Here is a 25,193-nt window from a genome sequence, read left to right as displayed (position 1 = left end):
AATGGATACGCCAATGCTTGAATTTGTGATAGGGCACGCCAATTACTGGTTGTTTATTCTGTTGATGATGACCGGCCTTTACATCGTGATTGCCAAAGGCAATCTGGTAAAGAAAATTGTTGGTCTGAATATCTTTCAAACCTCTGTTTTCATGCTCTATATTTCAATGGGGAAAATTGCCGGCGGCACCGCGCCGATCTTTCCTTTAGATTTGAAAGTTGATCCAGATACGCTTTATTCAAACCCGCTTCCGCATGTGCTTATTCTCACTGCGATTGTGGTGGGCGTTGCCACTACATCTTTGGGCTTGGCGTTGATTATCCGTATCCGCGAAGAATACCACAATATTGAAGAAGCGCAGATTGCCGAGGCCGAAGAGGCCTTATTTCAATCTGAAATCAAAGCCTCGGATACTGCAATGAAAGAGGCCGTGTGATGGCAAGTGAAACCGTTCATCATACCGCGATGACGCTCAGCGAGCATTTGCCGATCCTAGAAATTCTGGTGCCCTTCGTCGCGGCACCCCTGATTGTGTTCATTGGCCGCCGCGATCTGGCTTGGCCGATCGCCTTTATTGCCAGCGCCGCCTCCTTTGTGATCGCGGGAATGCTGTTAAGCCAAGTGATTGATGGCTCTGTTATTTCTTATCAATTGGGGGGCTGGGCGCCACCTTTGGGCATCGAATACCGCGTCGACACGGCCAATGCATTCGTGCTGCTGCTGGTCTCGGGGATCAGCACCTTAGTGTTGCCCTATGCCAAAGCCAGCGTGGCGCGGGAATTGCCTGAAAGCGCGCAGACGCTGTTTTACGCGCTGTTTTTGCTTTGTTTCACGGGGCTTCTGGGCGTTACGATTACAGGCGATGCCTTCAATGTGTTCGTGTTTTTGGAAATCTCATCGCTGTCTACCTATGTGTTGATCGCGCAGGGCGCACATCGTGATAAGCGGGCCCTGACGGCCTCGTATAATTATCTGATCATGGGCACGATAGGCGCCACCTTCTTTGTGATTGGCGTTGGCTTTCTTTATATGGCCACCGGCACGTTGAATATGGCCGATCTCGCAGATCGCATCGAAAACCAATATGATAGCCGTACCGTGCGCGCCGCCTTTGCCTTCATCATGGTGGGCATGGGGTTAAAAGTGGCAATCTTCCCACTGCATTTATGGCTGCCCAATGCCTATACATACGCCCCCTCAGCAATCACCAGCTTTCTCGCCGCAACGGCCACAAAAGTGGCTATCTATGTGATGCTGCGATTCCTGTTCAGCGTCTTTCAGCCAGGGTTTCTAGCCGAAGTGCCAACGCTTGATCTTATTCTTTACCCTTTTGCAATTTTGGCGATGTTCGCTGCGTCTTACACGGCGATTTTGCAGCGTGATCTCAAGCGCATGCTGGCCTATTCCAGCATCGGGCAAGTGGGATATATGCTTTTGGGCATCGCGCTGCTGTCAGAAAGCGGGTTGATGGCAACGATGATCCATCTGTTCAACCACGGCATCACAAAAGCCGCGCTGTTCATGGGGGTGGGCGTCTATGTGATGAATGGCGGCGGGTCGTTTTACCATAACTTACGCGGACGCGGAAAAACCATGCCTTGGACCAGCGCCGCGATGGTGGTGGCCGGGCTGTCTTTGATCGGCGTTCCAGGCACGGCCGGTTTTCTGAGCAAATGGCTTTTGGTTGAAGCCACATTGGAGCAAGGCCTCTGGCCAATCGCTTTGTTGATCGTGGCCTCGTCTTTGCTGGCTGTGATCTATGTGTGGAAGTTGATCGAAACGCTGTATTTGGCGCAACCTGCCGAGGGCCTGCAAGATCAAAACGTGCCCTTAATGATGATGATCCCACTTTGGGTTATGGCGTTAGCCTGCATCTATTTTGGCTTTGACACAGACATCACGCTCAGCGCAGCGCGCAGCGCAGCGGAAGGTCTTTTGGCCGGATCCGCAGGGATGCGCTAGGGGTATATGGCAATGGAAACATCCTTCGCAATTCTGCTTTCAATGCTGCTGCCCGGCGCGGCTGTTCTCAGCAATATGCTGCTGCGCAACAGCCCCGATCTGCGCGACGGGCTGACATTGGGTGCCGCGATTGCCACCTTCATGGTGGTGCTGAATATTTTGGCCAATGTGGGCAATACAACCACAGAAACCTTTACTTTCCTGACGGTTATGCCGGGTCTGGAATTGGCCTTCAATGTTGAGCCTTTGGGCTTGATGTTTGCGCTCTTGGCCTCGGGGCTGTGGATCGTCACACATCTCTATGGCCTTGGCTATATGCGCGGCAATAATGAAGACAATCATGCAAGATTCTTTGCCTGTTTCTCTTTCGCTATTTTTTCGGTGATGGGCATCGCTTTTGCCGCCAATATGTTTACCCTCTTTCTATTTTATGAGGCGCTGACGCTCTCAACCTATCCGCTGGTGGCGCATAAGGGCAATATGGCTGCGATTAAGGGCGCGCGCACCTATCTGGGTATTTTGATCGGTACGTCCATCGGCTTGCAATTGGTGGCGATCATCTGGACCTACGCGGTTGCAGGCACGCTTGATTTTGCAAAAGGCGGCATTTTGCAAGGGTTGATCGCGGGCCCCAGCGTTGCCATCCTGCTGGCGCTTTACGCCTTTGGCATTGGCAAAGCCGCACTGATGCCTTTTCACCGCTGGCTGCCCGCGGCGATGGTCGCGCCGACACCGGTGAGCGCTTTGCTGCACGCCGTTGCCGTTGTGAAAGCCGGCGTCTTTACCATGCTGAAAGTTGGGATCTATATCTTTGGCATCGAGTTTCTGGCAGAAAGCGGCGCCTCAACCTGGTTGATGTGGCTCGCGGCCTTCTCGATCCTGGCCGCTTCTGTTATTGCCATGACCAAAGATAATTTAAAGGCGCGGCTCGCGTACTCCACGATCAGCCAATTGTCTTACATCACGCTGGGCGTGGCGTTGGCCAGTTCCATGGGGATATTGGGCGGCGGGCTGCATGTGGTCATGCATGCGATGGGTAAAATCACCTTATTCATGTGCGCTGGCTCGATCTATGTTGCCACCCACCGCACTGAAATCAGCCAGATGACCGGTTTGGGGCGGCGTATGCCGATCACTTTTATCGCCTTTTTGATCGGTGCCTTATCGATCATTGGTTTGCCACCTTTAGGCGGCTCTTGGAGTAAATGGCTGCTGATGGTGGGTGCAGTGGATGCCGAACATCTGTTTATACTGGGCGTTTTGCTGGTGAGCTCGCTGTTGAACGTGGCCTATTTGCTGCCGTTGGTGGCAAAGGGGTTTTTCTTGAGCAACGATACAGATGCCGAACTGGCGCAATCTGCAGAGGCCTCGCCGCTTGTCTGGGGGCCCCCAGCAGCAACCGCCTTTGGCTGCGTGGTGCTGTTTTTCTATGCCGGGCATATTCAAGATTTTCTAATGCCGATCGTGGCCACAAATTAAGGAGGCGCAAATGGATAAGAACCATCCCGAAGACACCAGCGGATATAGCCCCCTTGCGAAACTGTTCGTGTGGTTTGCAATGCCGGCCAATGCGAATAAAATTTTTGCCGCGCTTATTGCGCTGTGCCTGCTGCTGTTTCTGTCAGATTTTACCTATAAGAAATATGGCCATTTCCCGATCGAAAAGATCCCAGGATTTTACGGCGCCTACGGGTTTATCATGTTCACCGCGTTGATTTTAGCCGCCAAAACGCTGCGCCTCTTCATCAAACGCGACGAGGCATATTACGGCGAAAAATCAGTCGATCGCGAAGAATATCCGGCCGATCAATTGGAGATGGGGCAACATAATGATTGAGGCGATGCCAACGTTCTATCTCTTTGTTCTGGCCGCGCTGGGCGCCGGCCTGTTGCCCAAAGGATCCATGCGGGCGGCGCTTTTGCTACTTGTACCGGTTCTGGCAGCGCTTCAGATCTGGTCCTTGCCCGAAGGAAACCTTTATCAGGTTGAACTGTTGGGTCAGCAACTTGAGCTGATGCGGGTGGATAAACTGTCGCGCGTTTTTGGGCTGATTTTCTGTATTGCCGCGTTTTTGGGCAATCTCTACGCATGGCATATCAAAGATACCGTGCAGCAAATTGCCGCCGTGCTTTATTCTGGCTCGGCGATCGGAGCGGTTTTTGCCGGGGATCTGGTGACGCTGTTTTTTTACTGGGAAGGCACCGCGATTGCATCGGTATTCTTGATCTGGGCGCGGCGCACTGAGGGCGCGTATCATACCGGGATGCGCTATCTGATCATTCAAATCACCTCGGGTGTGATTTTGCTGGCGGGCACAGCGCTGCTATATCGCGAAACAGGCTCTATTGCCTTTGAGCAAATGACGCTTGGATCCTTGGCCACTTGGCTAATCTTTTTATCCTTTGGGATGAAATGCGCTTTTCCGTTTTTGCACAATTGGTTGCAAGACAGCTACCCCGCCGCCACCATCACCGGCACGGTGATCCTTTCTGCCTTTACCACCAAATTAGCCGTTTATGCTTTGGCCCGCGGCTTTGCCGGCACTGAAATGCTAATTTATATCGGCGCTGTGATGACGCTGTTTCCAATTTTCTTCGCCGAAATTGAAAACGATCTGCGCCGCGTTCTGGCCTATAGTTTGAACAACCAGCTGGGCTTTATGGTGGTGGGCATTGGTGTTGGAACCGAAATGGCCCTGAACGGCACCGCCTCTCACGCCTTCGCGCATATTCTGTACAAAGCGCTTTTGTTCATGAGCGTCGGCGCGGTGCTGTTGCGAACCGGCACGTCAAAAGCCTCAGAGCTGGGCGGGCTCTGCCGTACCATGCCGCGTACGGCCCTGTTTTGTTTGATCGGAGCCGCCTCAATTTCGGCTTTCCCGCTTTTCTCTGGATTTGTCACCAAATCTTTGATTATGGATGAGACCGCAAACGAACATTATCCAATCATCTGGGCCATCTTGGTATTTGCCTCGGCTGGTGTTCTATCACATTCAGGGATTAAAATCCCGTATTTCACCTTTTTTGGCCATGACAGTGGATTGCGCCCCAAAGAAGCCCCATGGAACATGCAGCTGGCGATGGGGATTACCGCGTTTCTGTGCATTTTCATTGGGGTTTACCCCGATCCGCTCTACGCGCTTTTGCCCTATGACGTGGTTTATAAACCCTACACAACCAATCACGTGATTGCCCAATTGCAATTGCTATGCTTTGCGTTATTGGCTTTTGCAGTTCTAATGCGCAGCGGTATTCATCCACCCGAAATACGCGCGGTGAACTTGGATGTTGATTGGATCTATCGGCGCTTGATCCCAAAGCTTTACCTCCCGATTGCGGCGTTGATTGGCTTGATTTGGACCGCGTTAAGCGAGGCGGCTTTGAAAAACCTTGGGCAGTTTCAGAATTTGTTATACCGCTGGCACAGCCCGGAAACCGGAATGGCCCGCGTGCGGCCAACCGGCGCTATGGTGATTTGGGTTGCGATCCTATTGGCGGTGACTTTGATCGCCAGTTATTTTTAAAAGTGCTTAAAGTTTAACCAACCATCCACCGCATGAAAGCCCCAAAGCCAAAGCCTAAAATCAGAGCATAAAATCTTAGCAAAAACCACCTCAGGGTTTTCAAATAGGCAGCGGGTTTGCGCCATGGCAGCGGCAGAATTGCCGCGCTTAAGACAAAATAAAAACATATTTTATGCGTAAACCACCTCGTAAGCGTTTGTTAAAGCCTTGTTGTTATTGCTGGGGCTTGCGCAGCTTAAGGTCGTTTATCGATGATAGAGTTTCGGAATGTCAGTAAATCCTTTTGGACGGGCACGCGCCGAAAAATCATTCTGAATAATGTGTCTTTCCGGGTAGAGCTGGGGCTATCTTTGGGCATTTTAGCCTCAAATGGCACTGGCAAAACAACCTTAATCAATATGATCGCGGGGTTGGAAAAACCGGATGAGGGCCAGATCACGCGGGCCTGCAACATATCCTTTCCTCTGGGGTTTATGGGCGGCGTTGTTCCCAAACATACGGGCCAAGAAAATGCGCGCTATATCGCCAAACTCTATGGGATGGATCCAAATTTTGTAGAGGCGTTTTGCCGCTGGTTATGCGGTTTAGAAGAATATTTTGACCAGCCGCTTGGCACTTATTCTTCTGGTATGCGCGCGCGATTTACGTTTTCGCTGATGCTGGCGATGGATTTTGACGTCTATCTGATCGATGAAGGCATGCCCACCAGCACGGATGTCGAGTTTAACCGAAAAGCTGGCGAAATCTTAGCGGAACGCTTGCAAAGCACCACCACCATTGTGGTCTCGCATCAAGCAGAGGTGCTGGAACAATATGCGCAAAAAGCCGCCGTGCTTACCGATGGCTCTTTATATTTCTTTGACAGTTTAGGCGACGCGAAAGTACTGTATGACTACCACACCCAAAGCACATAAATTTCAGCTGGGCCCAGAGGCGCCAAAAGGCGCAGGTGCCGCCGCTGACCAGGCAAAGGGCCCCAAACCCGCCGCAAAAGCGCCGGGCATAGATACGGGCTTAGATACGGGTAATTCGGCTGAATTGCTTGCGCGGGCCGCAACAGATTCCGGCGAAACACAAGCCACATTGCTGCGCCGTGCGCGCAGGCTTGCCACCCATTATGGCCTGCCTTTTGATACGGATGACGAGGCTGTAGATATATTGCGCCAACATAATATCGATCCCTTTCAAATGCCGGCCATGATGCACCGCGCGGCTCTGTCTGAACAAACCCAACCCGCGCGCCGCGAAAAACCGCTTCAGGCGCCCCCCTCATCGCCGCAAACAACCTTAAGAGAAGACGCCCCCAAACCCCCGAATATTTCGCTTTCACCACATCAAAAATCACCAGCCGGCACGCCGCATGCATTTCCAAATGCAGCCCAAAGAAGCGAAGAGATTTCAGCGCTGCAAAACAGCATGACGCGGCGACGGCGACGTCTAATCCAAAAACTAATCCTGCGCCTAAGCATCTTTATTCTTCTGCCAACATTGGCCGCAGGCTATTATTACAGCTTCATTGCAACGCCAATGTATGCCACGGACACGGCCTTCCAAATCACCACGGGTGATAGCACAAATCCAAGCTCACCTTCTATGTTTGGCGGCGGTCAATTCGCCACAACACCCGATGCCATCGCAGTGCAAACCTATCTCCAATCAAAAGAAGCGATGATTCGCCTACAAGATAATGAAGGGTTTAAGGCCACCTTCTCGGATCCCACAATTGATTGGTGGCAACGTTTGCCTACAAAGGCTTCATTTGAAGAAACGTATAAAACCTATCTCAAGCATATCAAAATCGCCTTTGACCCCACCGAGGGCATGATCAATATGGAGATCAGCTCCCCCTCGCCCGAATTGAGCGTGTTATTTTCAAAAGCGCTTCTGACCTATGCCGAGCAAAAAATCGATGGGCTTTCGCAGCGCAAACAAGAAAATCAATTGTCTGATGCCCGCAAATCTTTGGCGACGGCAGAAGACGCGCGCGTAGACGCGCAGCGGCACTTAATTGCCTTGCAACAATCCACGCTTCTTGATCCAGAGGCCTATGCCACAAGCCTTCGAGCGCAAATCAGCGGGCTTGAAGAAAAAGCGCTGCAAAAAACCATCGAGCTTCAGGCGTTTCTGGATAATGCCAACCCCAATAGCAGCCGCGTTGCGGGCTTGCGCGCCGAAATCCAGCGCCTCCAAAATGCCAAACGCGAAACCGAGGCAAAAATGATTGCGCAAATGCCCAATGGGATGACGTTGCCCGAGTTGCTTGCGCGTTTGCAAATGGCCGCTTCTGACGTTGCGACGCGTGATTTGATGCTGCAATCCGCTTTAGAGCAGCTGCGCGCGACGCAAATTCAAGCCACATCGCAATCGCGCTATCTTACAGTCGCGGTAGAGCCTATTGCACCGCAAGATCCGGCCTATCCCAGGCATATTCATGATACGCTTCTGGTGTTTTTGATCCTTTCAGGCGTGTATCTCATAATTTCAATCACGGCGTCCATTTTACGCGAACAAATCTCATAATCAGAACAAATACCTCAGGCCCGGATGCAGCGCATACCACCTTAAAGCGGGCGTGCGCGCAAGCGCTGTTGATGAAAATGGCGTAACTGATCCACTACCGACTGAAGGCGCACCGGCTTACTTAAATAATGATCCATGCCAGCGGCTAAAATGCGCGTTTCATCCCCCGGCATAGCATGGGCTGTTAAGGCAATGATCGGCGTATATACCCCGCGAACTTCATCCAAACCACGGATCACTTTTGCCGCTTGCAACCCATCAAGCTTGGGCATTGAAATATCCATAAAAATAATGTCAGGGGGCTGTGCTTTATAAAGATCAACCGCGTGCTGCCCATCGCAAGCCACTCTCAAACTTACGCCAAAGCGCTGCATCATTTTGGCAAAAATCAACCTGTTGGTTTTATTATCTTCCGCGAGAAGAACTTGCAATTGGAAGGTTTCAGACCTCTCATCCTTGATGCCAGCTGGATTGCCCGCCTGTAACTGAACGGCGGGTTGCGCAGGTTGGATGGCGGCCTTTGGCTTTTGCAACGCTTTTAACAGGCTTAAACGAGAAAAAACCAGCTCAGATGAAAGCGCCGGCGGCGCCAGATCAGTTTGTGCCCCCGCGGAACCCTTACTTAAAAAAATGCTTTTTGCTGCCATTTTATCCGCGATGCGGGGCGGTGCCTGTTGCAGTAACACCTCTATTTTCGATTGTTCCTGTTCGGCAAATAATATGGCTGAGGTTTTCGCCGTGACCGCCCGCAACACGGCCTGAACGGATCGAACCCGTTTGACCTTGCCACCCAATCCAACGATTTGATTGCGCAGAATGCACCATTTAATTGGGCATTTTGACATGACAAGAACATGCGATAATTGCGGCTTGACGACGTGCCATTCATCCTGCGCCGGCTTGCAGGGTTGCAGTTCGATCGTAAAGCCAACGTCAGCCCCTCCGCAAGCTGACGCCTCAACCCAAATATCACCTCCCATCAACGAGACCAGTTTTTGGCAAATCGCCAAACCCAATCCTGTGCCCTCGCCGCTTAGATTTTCCGCTCGCTTTGGCGTTTTCGATTGTAATTGGGTAAATTCTTGAAAAACATTCTTCCTTTGATCGGGCGGAATACCAACCCCTGTATCAATCACGCAGATCTGTAACTTGCAGGAATGGCTCTCTGCTCGGAACAGTTTTTTAACCCCAATCGCGATATGACCGTGAGATGTAAATTTTAAAGCGTTTCCAATAAGATTTATCATAATTTGCCGTATCCGGCCCGGATCACCGATAAAATCAGTTTCGCATGCGCCGTCATAATCCAAAAAAAGCGGCAAACCTTTGGCTTGTGCTTTATGCGATAAAACAGACAGCACATCATGGATCGCCACCTCAAGGTTAAATTTTTGGCGGCGCAACGTTAAGCGATCTGCCTCCATCTTTGAGTAATCCAGCACATCTTTCAAAATCACCAAAAGCGACTCACTGGAGGTTTTAATCGTGTCTGTAAATAGCTTTTGCTCTTTGCTAAGCGCCGTAGACGAAAGCAAATCAGCCATCCCGACCACCCCATGCAAGGGCGTGCGGATTTCATGGCTGATATTGGCCAAGAATGAAGCCTTTGCCCGCATATTTGCCTCGGCGGTTTTGCGCGCGGTTTTCATAACTGTCTTATAGCGCAAGGCCGCCGTCACATCATGCGCCAGACTAACCATATCACCCATCGGGCCCCGCTGATCGATCAGACGCAACATTTGGCCATTCCACAATTTTATATTTTTTGGTTTCGGCTGCGGTGCTTGCCAGCGCTGCAGCATCATCTGCCGCCACTGCGCCGCGCCCAAATGGCCAGTATCAACAATACCTTCTTGCGTTAAAAAAGATAAAATATCCGAATATGAAACCCCTGGGCGCATCGCCTGCAAACCATCAAAGATTGAAAAATAAGCCGAATTAGCAATCAATAACCGCGAAGATGCGTCAAAAACAGCAAAGCCATTTTTTAGCGTTTCTAAGGCTAGAAAAAGCCGTTGTTCGGCAATCTGCACCTGGTGCGTGGCAGCGCCTAAATCAGAGATCACCCGCTCATTTTGGCTGCGAACCGTATCAATCTCAACGCTCAGCGCTTCAGCGCGCAGCCCAAGCTTCTGGTTTGCCAACGACAATTCGGCCTGCTTTAAGATCAGCAGGCGTTCTGCGCTTAGGCGCGCGCGGCGCTCAGCAATAAGTTGGCGGGCCAAAGTCATCGCTGGGATCTCTTGGGAACGATGCAATCAATCGCAAGAAAATATCCCAAGCTATCTTAAAAACTGTTTAAAACCCGCATATCCTGTTTAACAAAAATGGCCTTGATTAGGCCGCAATCCGTTCAATGGCCAAAGCGATCCCCTGACCACCCCCAATACACATGGTGATCAAGGCGCGGTCTGATTGGGTGCGTTCCAGCTCATGCAAAGCTTTTATCACCAAAATCGCTCCGGTGGCGCCAACCGGATGGCCCAGTGCGATCGCGCCGCCATTTGGGTTCACCCGCGCTGCATCCAGCCCCAAGGCTTTATTAACCGCCAAAGCCTGCGCCGCAAAAGCTTCGTTGGATTCAATCACGTCAAAATCTTCAACGGTCAGACCAGTTTTCTGCAATAGGTTTTGCACGGCGGGTATGGGCCCAATCCCCATCACCGCGGGGCGCACGCCCGCATGCGCATATCCCAATACCCGCGCCCGCGGGCGCAGCCCTGCCATTTGCGCAGCGGAGGCTTGCGCCAAAACCAAGGCTGCGGCGCCATCATTGATCCCTGACGCATTGCCCGCCGTCACCGAGCCGTCTTTTTGGAACACCGGGCGTAACCCGGCCAACGCGGCCTCATCCGTCTGTTTGGGGTGTTCATCGCAAATAAAATCAACCTTATCGCGCTTCACTTTCACCGATACCGGAGTAATCTGGTCTTCAAAACGCCCATCACGGATGGCGGCAGCCGCGCGGGTTTGACTGGTCATCGCAAACGCATCTTGTTCCGCCCTTGAAACATCATGCTCTGCCGCCACATTTTCCGCCGTAACGCCCATATGACCGGTGCCAAAAGGACAATTCAGCGCCCCAAGCATCATATCCAACGTGCGCACATCGCCCATTTTTGCCCCCCAACGCTGATCCTGCAAAATAAACGGAGAGCGACTCATATTTTCTGCACCGCCAGCCAATCCAAAATCGGCATCCCCCAGCATCAAAGATTGAATGACCGAAACAATCGCTTGCGCCCCGGATCCGCAAAGCCGGTTCACATTCATTGCCGCTGTCGTTTCAGACACACCAGCCTGCAGGGCTGCAACCCGGCTTAAATACATATCTTTAGGTTCCGTATTGATCACATGACCAAAGGCAACCTGGCCAATTTGTGCGCCCTCAACCCCGGATCTTTCCAGCGCCGCTTTGCTAACAACCGTTGCCAATTCGATGGGAGAGGTTCCGGCCAACATCCCGCCAAAAGTTCCAATTGCGGTGCGTGCGCCGTCTAAAATCACAATCTCGTTCATCTTCCACCTCTGTTATCTTTCCCGTAGTGCTAAAAGCCAAAACGCGCCCTGTCAGCCAAAACGTTCCGTCACTTATCATACAAATTTTTAGCTATGGCGCCGCCCGTCGAAAAACCGCAATCTTTGCAAGATCAGCGCTATGCGATCCGCGTGCCTGCGCGCCGTAAATGGGCACCTCAAAAACTTTTAAATCCGAAACTACGCCGGCCAGAGCCGAAAATTTGCGCGCGAAGCCTTGGCTTTGCCAATGCGCGGCGTTGATGGAAACCACAAACAGCGCCGAGGGTTTGCCCAGATCTATCAGCGCATCCAGAACATCCGGGCCCAAATGACCATTGGTAAATGTACCGGCGCTGACCACCGCGCCATAATGCGCAGCCGGCAGCGGCAAAGCTTGTTCTAAATCCGCTGTAATTAAATCGCGATAGATATTCTTTTGTCGCGCAACCTCAAGCATTTCAGACGAAAGATCCAGCGCATCAATCGGACCAGTGTCCTGATCCGCTAAACAAACGCCCAGCAAGCCGGTGCCCGCCCCGACATCTAAAACAGGCCCCTCAGACTCAAACCTACTAAAATATAATGCCACGTGTTGGGGTAAGATATAATCCATATCCGCCGCAAAGCCCCGATCATAATCGGGCGCCCAACGCGCATAGAGCGCCCTGTTTTCTTCGGCGCCGGACAGGGCATAAGCCGCTTCTAAATCAGGATCTTTTTCACTCATCCAGCGATTGCAGCAGGACGGTTGTGAAAAATCAAGCAAAATTATCAAAGCCGCTTGCGGGCGCTGCGCGAACATGGGCAAATAGCCTATGCAGAAACATCTTTTTTCATTCGGACATGGATATACAGCGCAAGCGCTTTCACGCGCGCTGCCCAAAACAGATTGGGCCATTACGGGCACCACCCGCAAGCCTGAAAAGCAAGAACAGATGCGCCAAGACAACGTTACCCCTTTGCTTTGGGACAGCCCCGATATCGACGCCGCTTTGGCGCGCGCTGATGCGGTTTTGATTTCAGCCGGGCCCGAGGCGCAGGGAGATCCGGTTCTGGGCCGGTTTTCGTCTTTCTTTAAAAAACAGGGGCCTAAACTGGACTGGCTAGGCTATTTATCCACCACGGGCGTCTATGGCGATCATGCGGGCAATTGGGTCGATGAAACCACACCTCTTACCCCGTCGACCCGCCGGGGCAAGCTGCGTTTAAACGCCGAGCAGGCCTGGCAGGCAATACCAGATTTGCCTTTGCATATTTTTCGTTTGGCCGGAATTTATGGCCCTGGCCGAGGCCCGTTTTCAAAGGTGCGCCAAGGCACAGCCCAGCGCATTATAAAACCCAATCAAATTTTCAGCCGCATCCATGTGGCCGATATTGCACAAGTGTTAAAAGCCTCGCTGCACTCGCCCAATCCTGGCGCGATCTATAACGTATGCGATGATGATCCGGCCCCTCCACAAGACGTGATCGGACATGCGGCCGCCTTGCTGAACACGCCTTTGCCAGCAGAAATCGCGTTTGAAAAGGCCGATCTAAGCCCGATGGCGCGCAGTTTTTACGCCGAAAGCAAAAAAGTTCGCAACCAGCGCATTAAAACCGAGCTTGGTGTAAACCTGCTTTATCCCAGCTATCGTGACGGTCTGCCCGCCTTGTTGGAAGAAGAAACCAAAAACCAATCGTAACTGAACGGCGCTCGCAAAGGCGCTATAGAAAATAGCGGCTTATCAACGTGGCTTTTACGTCCAAGCCGCCATTCTTCAGCGCGGCGGATCAAAATGGCGCATCACTTCCTTTTAAGTGCCCGTCAGAAAATCTTTGAAAAAAGCTGAAACCCTTTCAACCAAACCGGCGCAGGCCCTCTTTACAAAGGTTAAGCCGTTTTAAGACAGCGCCATCCGCCCCAAGCAGACATTGAAGAGATTTTGCAATTCTCTCAAACCAGATGCAGCCACCGCGTTAGGCCCGCAAACAGTTTTTTCGTTTCAGTACAAACAGGCAAGAAGCGTCGGCTTAGCCCTGCGCAATTGCTTTTCTCTGTTGCAACAAACTCATAACTTTTTCGGCAATATGCTGCGCGTTTAAACCGGCCGTGTTATACATATCCGTCGGGCTTGCTTGGTCAATGAACTCATCAGGAAACACCATTGAGCGGAATTTTAAGCCCGCATCAAAAACGCCGTGATCGGCAAGTAACTGCATAACATGCGAGCCAAAACCACCAATAGCGCCTTCCTCAACGGTGATAAACGCTTCATGGTCTTCTGCCAAAGATAGAATAAGCGCCTGATCCAGCGGTTTGGCAAAGCGCGCATCGGCGATAGTGGGGGTGATGCCCTGCGCGTTTAAAAGTTCGGCCGCCTTGATCACTTCACCCAACCGCGTGCCAAAAGACAAAATCGCTACGCGGCTGCCCGCTTGAATATGCCGGCCTTTACCGATTTCCAACACAGTTCCGCGTTCGGGCAACTCAACGCCTTCGCCATCTCCACGCGGATAACGAAAGGCAATCGGCCCCGCATCATACGCGGCGGCCGTGGCCACCATATGCACCAGTTCAGCCTCATCCGCGGCCGCCATCACCACCATTCCGGGCAAATTGCTCAGATAGGCCACATCAAAACTGCCAGCATGCGTGGCGCCATCTGCCCCCACCAGACCGGCGCGATCAATCGCGAAACGCACAGGCAGATTTTGGATCGCCACATCATGCACGATCTGATCATATCCGCGTTGCAAAAAGGTAGAATACATCGCGCAAAACGGCCTCATGCCGCCAGCCGCCAATCCAGCAGCAAAAGTCACCCCATGCTGTTCGGCAATGCCCACATCAAAACAGCGCGACGGGTAACGCTGCGCAAACAGGTTTAATCCAGTTCCATCGGGCATCGCAGCTGTGACGGCGCAGATGCGGGGGTCTTCACCGGCTTCGCGCAACAGGCTATCGGCGAAAACTTTGGTGTAGCTGGGCGCGTTTGACGTTGCCTTTTGCTGCGCACCCGTCATCACATCGAATTTTGCCGTTGCATGACCTTTATCGCGCGCCTGTTCTGCAGGGCCGTAGCCGCGGCCTTTTTTGGTGATCACATGCAGTAAAATTGGCCCATCGGCCCGCTGCTGGACAGTGCGCAAAATTGGCAACAACTGATCCAGATCATGGCCATCTATAGGCCCTAAATAAGAAAACCCCAAAGCTTCAAACAAAGTGCCCCCGACGGCCATGCCCTTGAGCATATCTTTTGCGCGTTTGGCACCTTCGCGAAAAGGCTCGGGTAGAAAGCTGATCGCCCCTTTTGCCACATCTTTAAGATCTTGAAAGGGCGCCCCGGCATAAAGCTGTGACAAATAGGTGGAAAGCGCACCGACAGGCGGCGCGATCGACATTTCATTATCGTTCAAAATCACGATCAGGCGCTTCTTCAAATGGCCCGCATTGTTCATCGCCTCATAAGCCATGCCCGCGCTCATCGCACCATCGCCGATTACCGCAATCGCATCCCCATGGCCAGTCTCGCTTTGCCCGCCCAAATCCCCAGCAACCGCGAAGCCCAACGCAGCGCTGATCGACGTGCTGGAATGGGCTGCGCCAAAAGGATCATAGGGGCTTTCGCTGCGCTTGGTGAAACCGCTGATTCCATCTTTCTGGCGCAAACTGCGCATCTTAGCGCGCCGCCCGGTTAAGATTTTATGCGGATAGCTTTGATGGCTGACATCCCAGATGAGCTTATCTTTGGGCGCCTGAAACACCGCGTGCAGCGCCACCGTTAATTCAATCACGCCCAAGCCAGCGCCCAAATGCCCCCCCGTCTCAGAAACAACTGAAATGGTTTCAGCGCGCAATTCCTCGGCCAATTGATGCAACTCAGCATCGCTCAACGAATTAAGATCCGCCGGCTCATGCACTTGATCCAGCAAAGGGGTATAGGGGCGCTCAGTCATCTGGCCTTATCGCTTTGTTAATTGTCGCGGGCAATAATGAACTCGGCGCAGCGCTGCAAGCTGTTTGCCTCAGATCCAAAGGGTGCCAATGCGTCGCAGGCGTTGGCCACCAGCGCTTTGGCACGCCGCTTTGCACCGTCTAAGCCAAGCAATGTTACGAATGTCGCTTTGCCGGCCGCCTCATCTTTTTGCAACCGTTTGCCAGCTTTTTCCGGATCTCCCTCAATATCTAGAATGTCATCAGCAATTTGAAAGGCCAAACCGATCGCGCGCGCATAGGCCGTCAAGGGCGCGATATCTGCAGCTGCCAAGCGCGCGCCCGCTTCTGCCGACCAGGCAATCAACGCGCCGGTTTTTCCCTGTTGCAGCGTAATAATTTCTTCAAGCGTTAAAGGCTGGGCCGCGGTTTCGGCCGCGATATCCAAAGCCTGCCCCAAAACCATACCCCCTGCGCCCCCGGCTTGCGCCAATGACAGCGCCAGATCTGCACGAATCGCCGGATTAGGGCTGGCCTGCGGGTTTAAACTGAGCTCGAACCCAAAAGCGTGCAGCGCATCACCCGCCAAAACGGCCGTGGCCTGATCCCAGGCCTTATGCACGGTTGGCTTGCCGCGGCGCAGATCATCATCATCCATGCAAGGCAGATCGTCATGCACTAAGGAATAGGCATGCACCGCTTCAATCGCGCAAGCAGGCCAAATAGCCTGGCTGGGGCCGATATCGAACAGCGCCGCGCTCTGCATGACCAAAAACGCCCGCAGACGCTTTCCCCCTTGCAGACTATAGGCCATCGCTTTGGCCACTTCTGAGGTTTCAAGCAAGGCCAATTGCTGATCCAAATGCGCTTGCACATGCGCAGCATTGGCCTCAAGTGCGGCGCGAAACATCAAAGATCGGGAACGGAAGTGGTGCCGCTGGCGGCGCCATTGGCGTCTAAAGTGATTGCATTCACTTTTTCTTCGGCTTCTTTCAATTTATCCGCGCAGCGTTTTTTCAACTCAGCCCCACGTTCATAAAGCTGAATTGATTGCTCTAAAGCAACATCCCCGCGCTCAAGCTGACCAACCACCTGCTCAAGTTCGGCCATTGCTTGTTCAAAACTCATTTGATCTACAGGGGTTTGGCTCATTTTGTCGCCTCCAATAATTTTTCAACATGGGCTTTGGCCGATGCAGCCAAAGCAGGCAAATCATAGCCGCCTTCGAGCACCGAGACCACCCGTCCTTGGCAGAGTTCTGCTGCCAAAGCGCATAATTCCTGCGTGAGCCAAGCAAAATCTTCAACGCACCAGTTTAATTGCGCCAAAGGATCCGAGGAATGCGCGTCAAACCCAGCTGAAATAATCAGCAAATCCGGCCGGAACGCCCGTAAATGTGGCAGGACGGTTTCCCGATACAGCGTCCGCATCGCTTGCCCATCGGTTTCAGGCGCAAGCGGCAGGTTTATAATATTGTCAAACGCGCCTTTCTCGTCCGGCGCACCGCTACCTGGCCAAAGTGGCATCTGATGCGTGCTGACAAACAAAGCGCGCGGCTCTTCCCAAAGCAGATCCTGCGTGCCATTGCCGTGATGCACATCAAAATCCACCACAGCCACGCGCTGCAGTCCATATCGATCTAGCGCATATTTTGCCCCCAAAGCAGCATTTCCAAAAAGGCAAAACCCCATCGCTTTGGCGGTTTCAGCGTGATGTCCAGGCGGGCGCGTGGCCACAAAAGCATTTTGCGCAGCGCCCGAAAGAACCTGATCTACAGCCAATAAAACGCCGCCAGCCGCCCGATAAGCTGCCTTCAACGAGCCCGCAGACAGATGCGTATCTGCATCCAGCGCGGCGCTGCCATGCGCTGGGGACGCTGCGCGCAGCGCGTCAAGATAATGCTGTGGATGCACGCTTAAAAGATCGGCCTCTTGCGCCAAAGGCGCTGACAAAACCTCTACAGGCAAGCGCTCAAGCGCTTTTAACAAAACTTCTAGCCGGGCGATTTGTTCCGGATGGCCTTGCGGTGTTTCATGGCCGAGGCAATCAGGGTGCGTGATCAGAACAGTGCTTGAAGACATAATTTTAATCGCTTCTAAAATTTATCGCATGTGAGACATTTTATTGAAAAAAAAACTACCAACAGCAAGGCAGAATCATTCTAACATTTCGATTGAATTAAGCTCGGCAATCAACTGCAAACACGCAAACGCGAAACGGCTATGTCGTTTTTAAACTAAAAAGCGCTGCCTATTGCCATATCTACGACCATATGTTTGAATTATTTCAACTGAGAAACAATTCACACTGGTAGGTGCCTTTTGACAACTGACTCTGGCGAAATGGGATTCGTAGAATTCACAAAAGTACAAAAAAGTTATGATGGCGAAAATTTAGTTGTTAAAGATTTAAACCTGAGTGTTGGCAAAGGTGAATTTTTAACGATGCTCGGGCCCTCTGGATCGGGTAAAACAACCTGCCTTATGATGTTGGCCGGTTTTGAAACAGCCACCCATGGTGAGATTTTATTGGGAGGCAAACCGATCAATAATATTCCCCCTCACAAGCGTGGAATCGGCATGGTGTTTCAAAACTACGCGCTATTTCCGCATATGACGGTGAACGAAAACCTAGCCTTTCCTTTAGAAGTGCGCGGACAAAGCAAATCAGAGCGGGAAGCCAACGTTAAAAAAGCGCTGGACATGGTGCAAATGAGCGCCTTTGGCAATCGCCGCCCCGCGCAGCTTTCTGGTGGGCAGCAGCAACGGATTGCTCTGGCGCGTTCCTTAGTATTTGAACCCGATCTGGTCTTAATGGATGAGCCCTTGGGGGCGCTTGACAAACAGTTGCGCGAACATATGCAATTTGAAATCAAGCATTTGCATGACAGGCTTGGCGTTACCGTTGTTTACGTGACGCATGATCAATCCGAAGCGCTCACCATGTCAGACCGTATCGCCGTGTTTGACGATGGTATTATCCAGCAGCTGGCGCCGCCAAGCGACCTATATGAACGGCCTGACAACGCCTTCGTGGCGCAATTTATCGGTGAAAATAATCGCATTGAAGCCACCGTTTCCGAGCTGAAAGGCGACACCGCCATCGTTGATTATGGCAATGGTTCAAAAGGCGAAGCGCTGGCGATTAATTGTGGTGGCGTGGGCACAAAAACGGTTTTGTCGATCCGCCCCGAGCGGGTGCAATTGGGGCAAAAAAGTGGTTCAAACGCGATTGATGCAGAGGTTAAAGAACTCATTTACCTTGGAGACCATATCCGCTGCCGCATGAACGTTATGGGCAACGAAGATTTCGTTGTAAAAGTTGCCAACTCAGCCGGCCATACGCATTTGAATGTGGGTGAAAAAACCACCGTCAGCTGGGATGTCAGTGATTGTCGTGCGCTTGATGCATGATGAAGATTTGTGAGTAGGCTTTTGCCGTTCACATTAGAAACCCCGGCGAACCGGGGAACCAACAAGGAGAGTATGAATGAAGCTATCAAATACGTTTAAAATGGCTGCTGCAACGATCGCATTGACAGCGACCGGCGCGCTAGCATCCGACCTGACCGTAACATCATGGGGTGGTGGTTACACGGCGTCGCAGCAAAAAGCCTATGGTGAGCCATGGGAAGCCAAAACCGGCAAATCAATCCATTGGGAAAACTACAATGGTGGTTTGGGCGAAGTCAGAACACAGGTTGAAAGCGGCAATGTAACTTGGGATATCGTTGACGTTCTTCCCGACCAAATCCGTACCGGCTGTGACGAAGGCCTGTTCATCGAAGTACCAGATGATATTTTTGTGAAAACTGCTGACGGCAAATCCATGGATGAGGACCTGATGGTACCGCGTCCGAATAAATGCGCGATCCCACAAATCTGGTGGACATATCAAGCGTTCTATAATGAAGGTACTTTTTCTGGTGAGCAGCCAGACACAATCATGGATTTCTTTGACACTGCAGCCTTCCCTGGCAAGCGCGGCGTTCACACATGGGCAAACGCGATCCTAGAAATGGCCCTATTTGCCGATGGTGTTGCCAAAGAAGATATCTATTCAACGCTTGAAACCGAAGCGGGCGCAGATCGTGCCTTTGCAAAGCTTGACACAATCAAAGATGACGTTGTGTTTTGGTCTGCTGGTGCAAAACCGCTTGAGCTGGTTTCTTCGGGTGAAGTCTCAATGTCATTGGCCTATAACGGCCGTGTGGGTGGTGCAAACCTGAATGACGGCACAAACTTTGTGTCTATTTGGCATGGTCAGGTTCTGGAAGAAGAATGGATTGGCATCTTGACCGGCGCTCCAAACATGGACGCAGCTCTTGATTTCGCTGGCTTTGCCTCTTCTCCAACTGCGCAAGCAGAACAAGCACGCTGGATCAATTATGGCCCAATGCGGACATCTGCTTTGGATATCATCGCCGCCGGTGAGCCTTGGTTCAACACGGGTGTGAATATCCTTGAGCATATGCCAAACCGCGCCGACGTGATGGCAGATTCAATCGTTGCTGACCCTGATTGGTGGGCGGATAACGGTGATGAATTGCAAGAGCGTTACCAAGCGTGGATGGGCCAATAAGCCTTTGACGTAAGCTTTTACAAAGGGCGCGCGAGCGTGCGCCCTTTTTTAATTTCCGACTATTTCGAAAGTTCTTTCGCATGAGTGATGTCGCAGCCAACGCGCAAGCCGGACAAATGATGACGGCGGATGGTATTCCGCTGAAAAAAAGCTTAAAAGCCTCTTTGAGGCGGGAAAAGCTTCGCGCCTTTGGCCTAGTGGCTGGACCGGCTTTATTCATTTTAATTCTATTTGTATGGCCGATTTACGCGCTCTTTCAAAAAAGTATTGATGACAGTTTTGTCAATGACGTCTTGCCCCGAACGATGGCCATTTATGAGCAGTGGGATGGCGTTGACCTGCCCGGCGAGCCGCATTTCGAGGCGATGTATTTAGATCTTACATCGGCCGCAAAACTTCAAATCGGCAAAGTCTCAACCCGAATGAACTATGCAAAATCAGGCTGGAAAAGCCTGATCAAAAAATCAAACCGCAAGTTCAAGAAAATAGATGCCGAACAACCGCTTCAAGCGCAAATGATAAAGGCTGATAAGCGCTGGGGAGATGTCGAGTTCTGGAGATCTCTTGGAATTATGAAAGACAGAACCACAGCGGGGTATTATTGGAACGCGATTGACCGCACCTATGATGATAAAAAAAACGTAATCATGCAGCCGGAAAACCGCCGCGTCTACGTCATGTTTTGGAAACGCACGCTGCTGGTCTCGACCATCGTTACGATCGCCTGCCTTGTCTTGGCCTTTCCTGTTGCCTATCTGCTGGCCACGTTGCCCCTGCGGATCTCAAACCTGCTGATGATCTGCGTTCTTATGCCGTTTTGGACATCGCTTTTGGTGCGGATCGTGGCTTGGATGATTATGCTACAACAGCAGGGGGTATTGAACGATTCGCTTGTTGGTTTGGGGATTATAAGCGATGAAAACCGCCTGCCCTTAATGTATAATTTCAACGGGACGCTGATCGTAATGACGCAAGTTTTGCTGCCCTTTATGATCCTTCCGCTCTATTCGGTAATGCGCGGTATTCCCCCAACCTATATGAAAGCTGCGCAGAATTTAGGGGCAACCCCGGCGCGCGCCTTTATCCGAGTCTACATGCCTCAAACCATTCCCGGTATTGGGGCAGGTGTGATTTTGGTGTTTATCGTGGCAATCGGTTATTTCATTACGCCCGAATTGGTCGGCGGAAAAGATGGTCAAATGATCGGCAACCAAATCGCCTATCATTTGCGAAAATCGCTAAACTGGGGACTGGCATCCGCAATGGGCGTGATCCTGCTGTCAGCAATTCTAATCCTATATTGGGTTTATGATAAGATCGTCGGTATCGACAATATGAGGTTGGGATAACAACATGGCGCTTCCTATTTATGCAACCACCGGTCAGCGTATCTGGCATTATACCTATTTAACAATCTGCGGATTGGTGTTGTTCTTCCTTGTGGCCCCGCTGATTATCGTGATCCCCCTTTCTTTCACATCAAGCCCCTTCCTGAGCTTCACACCAGAAATGTTGGCGCTGAAAGCCGAAGGTTTTTCTGTACGCTGGTACCAAAACCTGTTTGGAATGTGCGAGGATATCAAAACCACGGTGTGCAGCGACAAATGGATGATCGGGTTCAAAAACTCGATCATCATCGGTATTTTCGCAACCCTATTGTCCACCGTCTTGGGTACGCTCGCCGCTTTGGGCTTAAGCCGCTCTCATATGCCGGGGCGTAAGCTTTTCATGGCGTTGCTAATTTCACCGATGATCGTGCCTTTGATCATCACTGCGGCTGGATTTGCCTTGTTTTCAATCACGATATTTGGTGCGCGCTTCGACCTTGTCGCCTCGCATGTTGGATTGGTCATCGCGCATGCGATCTTGGGCTTGCCCTTTGTGGTGATCACAGTGACGGCCACATTGGTTGGCTTTGATGACAATCTGCGCAAAGCTGCGGCCAATCTTGGCGCCGGCCCAACGCGGACATTTTTTAAAATTCAAATGCCCTTGATCTTACCGGGTGTAATCTCAGGCGCGCTGTTCGCCTTCATCACCTCATTTGATGAAGTGGTTGTGGTGATTTTTCTGGCCGGCGCCGACCAGCTGACGCTGCCGCGCCAAATGTGGGCCGGTATCCGCCAAGAAATCTCGCCCACCATTCTGGCGGCGGCTACAATCTTAGTCATCATCTCCATCGTTCTGTTGACTGTGGTGGAATTGTTGCGCCGCCGTTCCGAACGGTTGCGCGGCGTCAGCCCGGGGTAACCTGATTGAACGGGGCTGGTGATCCTTACAAAGATTTTGACCTTAGGCGGCGCTGTAAAGCGCCGCATCCACCTCATTACCCAATATGTTTACGTTTAAAATTGGACGTTTTAGCGCGGCGATCGCGGCGCCGGGAGCTGACCCATGGATGATGTAAATATTGGCCTTTATGCCGGGGATTTGACCTATGATCCGCCTGATAAAAACAAAAAAATTGGTGTTATCGCCCTATCAACAGATGTTACGGCAGAGCGCGATTTTGCGCGTATCCTGCCGATGGAAAGGCTGGGTGTTTACGTAACACGGGTAGCGTTTGAAAATCCAACAACGCCTGAAAATCTGCGTAAAATGGCACCGCTTATCACCCAAGCGGCGCGGCTCATTCTGCCCGAGGAACGGCTTGACGCTATTTGCTATAGTTGCACGGCCGCCTCGGTGGTGATTGGGGATGATGCGATCAAAGCTTTGGTGCATGCCGCGCGCCCAAATTTGCCCGTGGTGACCCCCAGCGGGGCAGCTGTCCGGGCTCTAAAAACCCTGGGCGCAAAGCATATTTCGGTGGTGACGCCCTATTTGGTGGAAACCAGCCAGCCCATGGCCGCCTATTTCCAAGCCCAAGGATTGTCATTGGCGAAATTTCTTTGCTTGGGACTTGAAAGCGATTTGGATATGGCACGCGTTGATCCTGCAAGCATCATCAAAGCGGCGCTGGCCAGCCAAACCAACCAAACCGATGCCTTCTTTTTATCCTGCACCGCGCTGCAAGCTGCGGATGTGGTCGCCGAGTTGGAACGCCAAACCGGCAAACCGGTTGTGACCTCAAATCAAGCCTGTGCTTGGGAATTGGCGCATCATGCAAATTTACGGGTTGATGCCGGTAAATGGGGCCGCTTGTTCAAGCATGCCCTGCGATAGGAGCCCCCAAATGACCTTTCAAAGCCCCATCGAACTGAGCGATATCAAAACTGCGGCGCAACGCATCGCGCCCTGCATTCGAACAACCCCTCTGGTCACCTCAGAAAGCTTAAGCAGGCTGAGCAAAACCCCCGTTCACCTCAAGCTTGAACATCATCAGATCACCAATAGCTTCAAATTGCGCGGTGCCAGCAACGCGGTCATGGCCTTGCCCGAGACGGCAAAGCAGCGCGGCGTTGTCGGCGTTTCGACCGGCAATCATGGCCGCGGCCTGGCCCATGCCGCGCAAGAAAACGGCGTGCGCTGCATCATCTGCATGTCGCAATTGGTTCCACAAAATAAGATTGATGGCATTAAAGCGCTGGGCGCAGAAGTGCGGATTATCGGTCAGTCGCAAGATGACGCACAAATCGAAGTAGACCATCTGGTAGCAGAGCAGGGCATGACGATGATCCCGCCTTTTGACCACCCCGATATTGTGACCGGGCAAGCCAGCCTTGGCCTTGAGCTGTTTGAAGCACTGCCCGGGCTTCAAACCGTTTTGGTGCCCGTATCAGGCGGTGGTCTTATTTCAGGCGTCGCCAGCGCATTGAAAGCGTTGAAAAAAGACGTGAAAATCATTGCTGTCAGCATGGAACGCGGCGCCGCAATGCATGCCTGTTTACAAGCCGGTAAACCCATATTGGTGAAAGAAGAAGCCACGTTGGCGGATTCTCTGGGGGGCGGTATTGGCCTTGATAATCAAATCACCTTCAATATTACCCAAAACCTTGTAGATGAGTTTATCTTGGTCAGTGAAATAGAAATCGCGCAGGCCATCCGCCATGCCTATTGGCAAGAACGGCAAATCATCGAAGGCTCTGGCGCCGTTTGTTTGGCCGCCTTGCTCAGCCAAAAGGTCAAGCCAGAAGGCAACACCATTGCCTGCGTGACCGGTGGCAATATTGACCTCTCTGTGCATCACCGCATTATTTCAGGCGAAAACGTAGATATATCAAATCTATAGGAGCATTCTATGCCGGAAGTCACGTTGTTAACCCAAGATGAATTGCGCAGATTAGTGCCGCTGGATCTGGCAGCGATCAACTGCGTGGAACAGGGTTTTAAAGCGTTGGCGGGTGGGCAGGTTGTAATGCCGCCAATCCTGTCAATGGCGATTGCCGCGCATAATGGCGAAGTCGATGTGAAAACCGCTTATGTGCCCGGCATTCCTTCATTCGCGATCAAAATGTCACCTGGGTTTTTTGACAATCCCAGCTTGGGCCTTCCCAGCACCTCAGGGTTGATGGTGGTGTTCAGCGCAAAGACCGGCATGCTGGAAGCGCTGCTTTTAGACAACGGGTATCTCACCGATATCCGCACCGCAGCAGCGGGCGCCGTGGCCGCAAACTGTTTAGCGCGCCCAGAATCAGAAACCGCCTGTATCATCGGCGCGGGCACGCAAGCCAAGCTGCAGCTGAAAGCCCTATGCTTGGTGCGCGAGATCCAGCAGGCTAAAATCTGGGCCCGCGATACCGCAAAAGCAGCCGCCTGCGCCAAAAGCCTGAGCTTGGAGTTAAATATCCCTATTACGGTTGCAGAAACGGCCAAACATGCAGTGCAAGGGGCTGATATTATCGTCACCACAACCCCATCCGCGTCACCGCTCATCCAAGCCAATTGGCTGCAACCGGGCCAACATATTACGGCCATGGGCTCAGATCAGGATCATAAATGTGAATTAGAGCCGGCCTGTTTGGCGCGCGCGGATCTGTATGTGCCGGATCGACAATCACAAACCAGCAAATTGGGTGAATTGCGCAGTGCAATTGCGGCAAATCATGTCGCAGATACCGAAATCTTTCCCGAACTGGGTGATATCATTGCCGGTAAAGCCCCCGGCCGGCAATCCGCAGAACAAATTTCAATTGCCGATCTTACCGGCACCGGGCTTCAAGATACAGTAATCGCTGCTTTTGCGCGCCAACGCGCCCAAGAACTCAAGCAGGGATCCGTTTTTAGGAGTTGAA

The 25,193-nt window shown here is 52.0% G+C and carries 22 protein-coding genes; 15 read left to right on the top strand and 7 right to left on the bottom strand.

Translation table 11 applies throughout. The features are described from left to right. Position 1 precedes the first annotated feature (1 nt). The 7 genes from UM181_06440 (at position 2) to UM181_06410 (ending at position 8,006) form a co-directional block, all read left to right on the top strand. Positions 2–436, top strand: coding sequence for a cation:proton antiporter subunit C (locus UM181_06440; protein ID WQC64237.1), 435 nt, complete (start codon positions 2–4; stop codon positions 434–436). Next, positions 436–1,962 carry a monovalent cation/H+ antiporter subunit D family protein gene (locus UM181_06435; protein ID WQC64236.1) on the top strand — a complete coding sequence of 509 codons (1,527 nt, stop codon included), beginning with the start codon at positions 436–438 and terminating at the stop codon, positions 1,960–1,962. Before UM181_06440 ends, UM181_06435 begins: the two co-directional genes overlap by 1 nt. A gap of 12 nt (positions 1,963–1,974) precedes the next feature. Continuing rightward, on the top strand, positions 1,975–3,441 hold the full coding sequence (locus UM181_06430) for a proton-conducting transporter membrane subunit (protein WQC64235.1): 1,467 nt from the start codon (positions 1,975–1,977) through the stop codon (positions 3,439–3,441). 10 nt (positions 3,442–3,451) lie between these two features. Then, on the top strand, positions 3,452–3,799 hold the full coding sequence (locus tag UM181_06425) for a hypothetical protein (protein ID WQC64234.1): 348 nt from the start codon (positions 3,452–3,454) through the stop codon (positions 3,797–3,799). Beyond that, the gene (locus UM181_06420) at positions 3,792–5,486 is read left to right on the top strand and encodes a Na(+)/H(+) antiporter subunit D (GenBank protein ID WQC64233.1); all 1,695 of its coding nucleotides are present in this window, start codon (positions 3,792–3,794) and stop codon (positions 5,484–5,486) included. Before UM181_06425 ends, UM181_06420 begins: the two co-directional genes overlap by 8 nt. 251 nt (positions 5,487–5,737) lie before the next feature. Further along, on the top strand, positions 5,738–6,400 hold the full coding sequence (locus UM181_06415; GenBank protein WQC64232.1) for an ATP-binding cassette domain-containing protein: 663 nt from the start codon (positions 5,738–5,740) through the stop codon (positions 6,398–6,400). Further along, positions 6,375–8,006 carry a capsule biosynthesis protein gene (locus UM181_06410; protein WQC64231.1) on the top strand — a complete coding sequence of 544 codons (1,632 nt, stop codon included), beginning with the start codon at positions 6,375–6,377 and terminating at the stop codon, positions 8,004–8,006. Before UM181_06415 ends, UM181_06410 begins: the two co-directional genes overlap by 26 nt. A gap of 41 nt (positions 8,007–8,047) precedes the next feature. On the opposite strand, the gene UM181_06405 is transcribed toward UM181_06410, so the two are convergent. The 3 genes from UM181_06405 to UM181_06395 all read right to left on the bottom strand — a co-directional run bounded on the left by UM181_06405 (position 8,048) and on the right by UM181_06395 (position 12,327). Further along, positions 8,048–10,231, bottom strand: a complete 2,184-nt coding sequence (locus UM181_06405) for an ATP-binding protein (protein ID WQC64230.1) — start codon at positions 10,229–10,231, stop codon at positions 8,048–8,050. A 112-nt stretch (positions 10,232–10,343) separates the two neighbouring features. Beyond that, positions 10,344–11,525: an acetyl-CoA C-acyltransferase family protein gene (locus UM181_06400; GenBank protein WQC64229.1), complete on the bottom strand. Its 1,182-nt coding sequence runs from the start codon at positions 11,523–11,525 to the stop codon at positions 10,344–10,346. 91 nt (positions 11,526–11,616) lie between these two features. Next, positions 11,617–12,327 (bottom strand): class I SAM-dependent methyltransferase, encoded by a 711-nt coding sequence (locus tag UM181_06395; protein WQC64228.1) that lies wholly within the window; start codon positions 12,325–12,327, stop codon positions 11,617–11,619. A 13-nt stretch (positions 12,328–12,340) separates the two neighbouring features. On the opposite strand from UM181_06395, the gene UM181_06390 reads away from it, so the two are divergent. Continuing rightward, positions 12,341–13,207, top strand: coding sequence for an SDR family oxidoreductase (locus UM181_06390; GenBank protein WQC64227.1), 867 nt, complete (start codon positions 12,341–12,343; stop codon positions 13,205–13,207). 328 nt (positions 13,208–13,535) lie between these two features. Here the strand turns inward: UM181_06390 and dxs are convergent, their stop codons facing one another. Genes dxs through UM181_06370 form a run of 4 tightly spaced genes read right to left on the bottom strand, consistent with a single transcriptional unit; the run spans position 13,536 to position 17,519 of the window. Continuing rightward, positions 13,536–15,461, bottom strand: a complete 1,926-nt coding sequence (gene dxs, locus UM181_06385) for a 1-deoxy-D-xylulose-5-phosphate synthase (GenBank protein ID WQC64226.1) — start codon at positions 15,459–15,461, stop codon at positions 13,536–13,538. 17 nt (positions 15,462–15,478) lie between these two features. Further along, the gene (locus UM181_06380; protein ID WQC64225.1) at positions 15,479–16,348 is read right to left on the bottom strand and encodes a farnesyl diphosphate synthase; all 870 of its coding nucleotides are present in this window, start codon (positions 16,346–16,348) and stop codon (positions 15,479–15,481) included. Further along, the gene (locus UM181_06375) at positions 16,348–16,590 is read right to left on the bottom strand and encodes an exodeoxyribonuclease VII small subunit (GenBank protein WQC64224.1); all 243 of its coding nucleotides are present in this window, start codon (positions 16,588–16,590) and stop codon (positions 16,348–16,350) included. Before UM181_06375 ends, UM181_06380 begins: the two co-directional genes overlap by 1 nt. Continuing rightward, positions 16,587–17,519 carry a histone deacetylase family protein gene (locus UM181_06370; GenBank protein WQC64223.1) on the bottom strand — a complete coding sequence of 311 codons (933 nt, stop codon included), beginning with the start codon at positions 17,517–17,519 and terminating at the stop codon, positions 16,587–16,589. Before UM181_06370 ends, UM181_06375 begins: the two co-directional genes overlap by 4 nt. 261 nt (positions 17,520–17,780) lie before the next feature. On the opposite strand from UM181_06370, the gene UM181_06365 reads away from it, so the two are divergent. From UM181_06365 to UM181_06335, 7 genes are all read left to right on the top strand, one after another. Continuing rightward, the gene (locus tag UM181_06365; GenBank protein ID WQC64712.1) at positions 17,781–18,851 is read left to right on the top strand and encodes an ABC transporter ATP-binding protein; all 1,071 of its coding nucleotides are present in this window, start codon (positions 17,781–17,783) and stop codon (positions 18,849–18,851) included. A gap of 76 nt (positions 18,852–18,927) precedes the next feature. Next, the gene (locus UM181_06360; protein WQC64222.1) at positions 18,928–20,019 is read left to right on the top strand and encodes an extracellular solute-binding protein; all 1,092 of its coding nucleotides are present in this window, start codon (positions 18,928–18,930) and stop codon (positions 20,017–20,019) included. A gap of 80 nt (positions 20,020–20,099) precedes the next feature. Next, complete coding sequence (locus UM181_06355) at positions 20,100–21,368, top strand: ABC transporter permease (GenBank protein WQC64221.1); 1,269 nt, start codon at positions 20,100–20,102, stop codon at positions 21,366–21,368. Between the two features lie 4 nt (positions 21,369–21,372). After that, on the top strand, positions 21,373–22,269 hold the full coding sequence (locus UM181_06350) for an ABC transporter permease (protein WQC64220.1): 897 nt from the start codon (positions 21,373–21,375) through the stop codon (positions 22,267–22,269). Between the two features lie 144 nt (positions 22,270–22,413). Further along, positions 22,414–23,184 (top strand): ectoine utilization protein EutA, encoded by a 771-nt coding sequence (locus UM181_06345; protein WQC64219.1) that lies wholly within the window; start codon positions 22,414–22,416, stop codon positions 23,182–23,184. A gap of 10 nt (positions 23,185–23,194) precedes the next feature. Continuing rightward, positions 23,195–24,190 carry a hydroxyectoine utilization dehydratase EutB gene (gene eutB / locus UM181_06340; protein ID WQC64218.1) on the top strand — a complete coding sequence of 332 codons (996 nt, stop codon included), beginning with the start codon at positions 23,195–23,197 and terminating at the stop codon, positions 24,188–24,190. A 9-nt stretch (positions 24,191–24,199) separates the two neighbouring features. Beyond that, positions 24,200–25,192, top strand: a complete 993-nt coding sequence (locus tag UM181_06335) for a cyclodeaminase (GenBank protein WQC64217.1) — start codon at positions 24,200–24,202, stop codon at positions 25,190–25,192. The last annotated feature ends 1 nt before the right edge of the window (position 25,193 follow it).

It is taken from the genome of Alphaproteobacteria bacterium US3C007, from assembly GCA_034423775.1.
Classification (GTDB): Bacteria; Pseudomonadota; Alphaproteobacteria; order Rhodobacterales; family Rhodobacteraceae; genus Thalassovivens; species Thalassovivens spotae.
The sequence above is the reverse complement of the archived record's forward strand: the minus strand, read 5'-3'. Positions and strand labels throughout refer to the sequence as shown.

What these genes read in the sequence shown, in the direction of transcription:
- UM181_06375 (WQC64224.1), bottom strand. Translation starts at nt 16,590, where the DNA reads ATGAGCCAAACCCCTGTAGATCAAATGAGTTTTGAACAAGCAATGGCC.
- UM181_06360 (WQC64222.1), top strand. Translation starts at nt 18,928, where the DNA reads ATGAAGCTATCAAATACGTTTAAAATGGCTGCTGCAACGATCGCATTG.
- dxs (WQC64226.1), bottom strand. Translation starts at nt 15,461, where the DNA reads ATGACTGAGCGCCCCTATACCCCTTTGCTGGATCAAGTGCATGAGCCG.
- eutB (WQC64218.1), top strand. Translation starts at nt 23,195, where the DNA reads ATGACCTTTCAAAGCCCCATCGAACTGAGCGATATCAAAACTGCGGCG.
- UM181_06400 (WQC64229.1), bottom strand. Translation starts at nt 11,525, where the DNA reads ATGAACGAGATTGTGATTTTAGACGGCGCACGCACCGCAATTGGAACT.
- UM181_06410 (WQC64231.1), top strand. Translation starts at nt 6,375, where the DNA reads ATGACTACCACACCCAAAGCACATAAATTTCAGCTGGGCCCAGAGGCG.
- UM181_06365 (WQC64712.1), top strand. Translation starts at nt 17,781, where the DNA reads ATGGGATTCGTAGAATTCACAAAAGTACAAAAAAGTTATGATGGCGAA.
- UM181_06355 (WQC64221.1), top strand. Translation starts at nt 20,100, where the DNA reads ATGAGTGATGTCGCAGCCAACGCGCAAGCCGGACAAATGATGACGGCG.
- UM181_06345 (WQC64219.1), top strand. Translation starts at nt 22,414, where the DNA reads ATGGATGATGTAAATATTGGCCTTTATGCCGGGGATTTGACCTATGAT.
- UM181_06440 (WQC64237.1), top strand. Translation starts at nt 2, where the DNA reads ATGGATACGCCAATGCTTGAATTTGTGATAGGGCACGCCAATTACTGG.
- UM181_06430 (WQC64235.1), top strand. Translation starts at nt 1,975, where the DNA reads ATGGAAACATCCTTCGCAATTCTGCTTTCAATGCTGCTGCCCGGCGCG.
- UM181_06395 (WQC64228.1), bottom strand. Translation starts at nt 12,327, where the DNA reads ATGTTCGCGCAGCGCCCGCAAGCGGCTTTGATAATTTTGCTTGATTTT.
- UM181_06380 (WQC64225.1), bottom strand. Translation starts at nt 16,348, where the DNA reads ATGTTTCGCGCCGCACTTGAGGCCAATGCTGCGCATGTGCAAGCGCAT.
- UM181_06420 (WQC64233.1), top strand. Translation starts at nt 3,792, where the DNA reads ATGATTGAGGCGATGCCAACGTTCTATCTCTTTGTTCTGGCCGCGCTG.
- UM181_06350 (WQC64220.1), top strand. Translation starts at nt 21,373, where the DNA reads ATGGCGCTTCCTATTTATGCAACCACCGGTCAGCGTATCTGGCATTAT.
- UM181_06435 (WQC64236.1), top strand. Translation starts at nt 436, where the DNA reads ATGGCAAGTGAAACCGTTCATCATACCGCGATGACGCTCAGCGAGCAT.
- UM181_06415 (WQC64232.1), top strand. Translation starts at nt 5,738, where the DNA reads ATGATAGAGTTTCGGAATGTCAGTAAATCCTTTTGGACGGGCACGCGC.
- UM181_06335 (WQC64217.1), top strand. Translation starts at nt 24,200, where the DNA reads ATGCCGGAAGTCACGTTGTTAACCCAAGATGAATTGCGCAGATTAGTG.
- UM181_06370 (WQC64223.1), bottom strand. Translation starts at nt 17,519, where the DNA reads ATGTCTTCAAGCACTGTTCTGATCACGCACCCTGATTGCCTCGGCCAT.
- UM181_06425 (WQC64234.1), top strand. Translation starts at nt 3,452, where the DNA reads ATGGATAAGAACCATCCCGAAGACACCAGCGGATATAGCCCCCTTGCG.
- UM181_06390 (WQC64227.1), top strand. Translation starts at nt 12,341, where the DNA reads ATGCAGAAACATCTTTTTTCATTCGGACATGGATATACAGCGCAAGCG.